The organism is Pseudomonas agarici, assembly GCF_900109755.1.
Lineage (GTDB): Bacteria > Pseudomonadota > Gammaproteobacteria > Pseudomonadales > Pseudomonadaceae > Aquipseudomonas > Aquipseudomonas agarici.
On the sequence record NZ_FOAR01000056.1, the window covers coordinates 1 to 3,541 of the forward strand.

The 3,541-nt window shown below is 56.7% G+C and carries 4 protein-coding genes and 1 pseudogene; all 5 read left to right on the top strand.

What is annotated here, in order from left to right; translation table 11 throughout:
• Nucleotides 1-229, top strand: a pseudogene (locus BMX68_RS26090) (hypothetical protein); the annotation flags it as partial.
• The gene (locus BMX68_RS24820) at nucleotides 226-819 is read left to right on the top strand and encodes a GIY-YIG nuclease family protein (protein WP_157214254.1); all 594 of its coding nucleotides are present in this window, start codon (nucleotides 226-228) and stop codon (nucleotides 817-819) included. The pseudogene BMX68_RS26090 and the gene BMX68_RS24820, both read left to right, overlap by 4 nt.
• Nucleotides 820-830: 11 nt before the next feature.
• Nucleotides 831-1,523 (top strand): helix-turn-helix domain-containing protein, encoded by a 693-nt coding sequence (locus BMX68_RS24825; protein ID WP_074862778.1) that lies wholly within the window; start codon nucleotides 831-833, stop codon nucleotides 1,521-1,523.
• A complete protein-coding gene (gene dnaB / locus BMX68_RS24830; RefSeq protein WP_017133284.1) occupies nucleotides 1,516-2,898 on the top strand; it encodes a replicative DNA helicase in 1,383 nt (460 codons plus the stop codon). Before BMX68_RS24825 ends, dnaB begins: the two co-directional genes overlap by 8 nt.
• Complete coding sequence (locus BMX68_RS24835) at nucleotides 2,898-3,449, top strand: hypothetical protein (RefSeq protein WP_017133283.1); 552 nt, start codon at nucleotides 2,898-2,900, stop codon at nucleotides 3,447-3,449. The genes dnaB and BMX68_RS24835 overlap by 1 nt, the downstream gene beginning before the upstream one ends.
• Nucleotides 3,450-3,541 lie beyond the last annotated feature (92 nt).

The following is a 3,541-nucleotide window of genomic DNA, read 5'->3' on the forward strand; positions in this document are numbered from 1 at the left end:
TCTGGAGCTGATTATGCACAGTTCAATAGATGCCGGCAATACCCTCAACAATCTCGCGCCACGTTTTTCGCAATCTGAAAACGTGGCGCACGAACGTAACTATCACATATCTGCTGCGATGCATGCTGTTCGGATGGTTCGGTTTCAATACACCAAGGAAGCCAAGAATCAATTCCGTCGCGAATGTCTCGATCACCTGAGGGCTTCATTGTCTGGGGGCGCGGCATGAACTACGGATTCATTTACTGCCTCGCCAGCGAAGCCATGCCAGGCATCTACAAGATCGGCATGACCGAGCGCGCGCCAAGCCAGCGTTGCTTTGAGCTTTCCAGCTCAACCAGCGCCCCACTTGCTTTCAAGATCCTCTGCTATGGCGAAGTTGATAACGCTCTTTCGGTTGAGCGTGAAATTCATGGGCATTTCTCATCCCAGCGGATCAACGCCTCGCGCGAGTTCTTTCGGGTCGACTACCGCAACATCGTTGAGATGTTCGATCAGTACGCCGACCCAGTAGCCCATACCTCCGATGGCGTCGAAGAGAGTGAGCGCGCGCGATTGATGAGCGCTTTCTTCTGCGCAAACAGCACGGAGCAAAAAGCCATGGCATTGCTCGCTGCGCTGAAGTTTTCGGGTGCTCGAATATGGCGCGATGGCGATTCAATCAAGACATCTAAGAAGCTCGCCTTTGACAGCTGGATGACAGGGGCCGCTGCCGGACTTAAAGAAACCATCCTAGAGCTGATTCCACGGCAAGAGCCTGTAACGAGGCTTATGACGTTGGTGAGTCCAGCCAAGGCAACAGAGGGGCTAGATTGGTGAGCACAATAATCATGAGCGCCTGCTGGCCCCTCCAGGGCATGAGCCCAACACAGAAGGCCGTCCTGATATCCCTTTCCGACAACGCAAACGATGAGGGCGTGTGCTGGCCTTCGGTTGCGCGGATTTCTATCCGCACTTGCCTTTCTGAGCGCGCCGTTCAGAACTCCATTAAGTGGCTCAGTCAGGCGAAAATCCTTACTGCGCGCGAGCGCATGGGGCGTTCGACAATTTACACCCTTACCCCCGAAGCATATTCACCCCCGCAGGAAATGCACCCCGCACCAGATGCGCCACCACCCCCGCACGTCACGACAGATACCCCCGCACCACGTGCACCCAGAACCGTAATAGAACCGCAAAGTGAACCATCACCTCTTGTTGGCCAGCCAGAACGCCAACCCAATTCGAAGCCGAAGTGCTTGGCAAAAGTAATCGTCGGTCTGTTCAACGAGATCCTCACGGAGTTGCCTCAGGTCGTGATGATCAACAAGGATCGAGAAGCCAAGATCAAAAATCGCTGGAACGAGAGTCCTGTCCACCAGGATTACGAATTCTGGAGGGACTACTTCGGAACCGTGAAGGAGAGCCCGTTCCTGACTGGAAAAACGCCCGGCTCGAACGGCAAGATTTTCCGGTGCAGTTTCGATTGGCTGATCTGCCCGTCCAACTTCGTGAAAGTCGTGGAGGGCAACTATCGTGCGTGATCCCTACAGCATCGAGGCAGAACACGGTCTGCTAGGCGCCATGATGCAGCGGCCTGAGTTGATCGACACCCTGAGCGACGATCTGTCCGCTGAGTCGTTTTACTTCTCTGAGAACGCTGAAGTCTTCCACGGCATCATGGCTGTTCGTTCCGCTGGGCAGGCGGTTGACTTCCTGACCGTTGGAGATTACATCGGAACCCTAGCCGGTGGATCGCCGGCTTTTGCCTACTGCGCCGAGATTGTCAAGAACACCCCGAGCGTTGCCAGTGCCAGCACCTACGCTTCGATCGTTCGTGAGCGAGCCATTGACCGAGCCCTGTATGACCTCGGCAGCCAGGCCATGGACATTGCCCGTGGCGACCAGGATACCCAGGCCAAGATCGCCGCCATCCAAGCGGCTGCTATGGCGATTGACAGCGGTTCCGGCGCCGACGAGGTGGTCAAGGCTTCGGACGCCCTGATTGACCAACTGGAAGTTTGGCAGGACCGGCACGACCGATTCGCTAGCGGGCAAACCCTGATCGGGATGTCTACGGGACTGACTGATCTGGACGAGAAACTGGGAGGTCTTCAGCCTGAACAACTGATAATCGTGGCGGGCCGCCCAGCCATGGGCAAAACCACACTCGCGATGGGATTTGTGATTGACGCCGCTGTGCGACAGGGAAAATCGGGATTAGTCGTTAGTTTGGAAATGAGCAAAGGCCAGTTGATTGACCGGGCTGTCGCTTCCGAGGGGAAGATACCGCTCAATCTGATCAAGAACGGCACGGCAAGTCAGGAGCACGGGCAGAGCCTGAGCGTAGCGGTTGGCAAGATCAAGAAGGCCAAGTTGTTCATTGCTGACCGGGCTGGAGCCACCGTAGCACGCATTCGCTCACTGGCCCGGCGCCAAAAGATGCGCTACGGCCTCGACATCCTGATGATTGATTACCTCCAGCTCATGGAAGGCGAGGGCGGCAATCGCACTGAAGAGGTCAGCAGCATCAGCCGTGGCTGCAAGCTCCTAGCTCGCGAACTGGGAATCCCGGTTGTGCTGCTCAGTCAACTCTCCCGAAAATGCGAAGATCGCCCCAACAAGCGTCCGGTGCCGTCGGATCTACGTGAGTCTGGCGCGATCGAGCAAGACGCCGACGTGATCCTTTTCGTGTACCGCGATGAGGTTTACCACGAGAACAGCGAACACAAAGGCATCGCCGAAATCATCATCGGCAAGGGTCGCGATGTCGAAACCGGCACCGTTCGAGCCGCATTCCTGGGTCAATACAACCGATTCGAGAATCTAGCCGCCGGCTGGAAGCCTGAGCCAGCCGAGGTAGCGCCATCAAAGGTGACCCCGCTGTCTAGTCGCTATGGCAGCAAGGAGCGCTTCTGATGAAACGAGCAAACCCAGCACAACTACGCAAATCCCTTGAGGTAGCGAACGTGACTGAATTCGTAGAAGTGAAGACGCAAGACCTGTCGGGCGCGGCGCTGCTGGTTCTGAGTGCGCACGCGAGCTCCCTGGATGTCCCATTCCCTCACTGGATTGGTGGAGCTGACGCCGACCAGGGTCCGTCCTACTGCCGGCCATGCGCAGAGGCTGAGGTCGCAGCAGGGCGTGCTGAATACGTCGATGGCGGATGGCATCAAGAAAATGACGGCTGCTGTCACTGTGAAACCTGCGGTCGCCTGCTCGAGTACACGCTGACCGAATACGGGGCGAGCGAAGAGCTTGATCACTACCTGGGCGCGGAGCTTTCGGGCCCAGTCTCCCCAGAAGACGCATTCCACATCGCGAGGATGCTTGAGCACGATGAAACAAATTCTCAGGCGCTCTCGATCGCTGTTCGTGCTGCCGATCTGATCAAGACTCAACAATCCGCTGGCGACACTGTAAGCGTGCCCAAGGACCTTATCGCGGAAGCGCAGGAGAAGCGGGTATGAGCGACAAGATGCGTGAAGAGTTTGAAGACTCGGTGCTGAGCGAATACCCCAATCAAAACATGGGCAGGTTTGCCACTGGCGACTACCAAAGC

Excerpts from the sequence above, each read along its gene's own strand:
- BMX68_RS24820 (WP_157214254.1), top strand. The coding sequence starts at position 226 with ATGAACTACGGATTCATTTACTGCCTCGCCAGCGAAGCCATGCCAGGC.
- BMX68_RS24825 (WP_074862778.1), top strand. The coding sequence starts at position 831 with ATGAGCGCCTGCTGGCCCCTCCAGGGCATGAGCCCAACACAGAAGGCC.
- BMX68_RS24835 (WP_017133283.1), top strand. The coding sequence starts at position 2,898 with ATGAAACGAGCAAACCCAGCACAACTACGCAAATCCCTTGAGGTAGCG.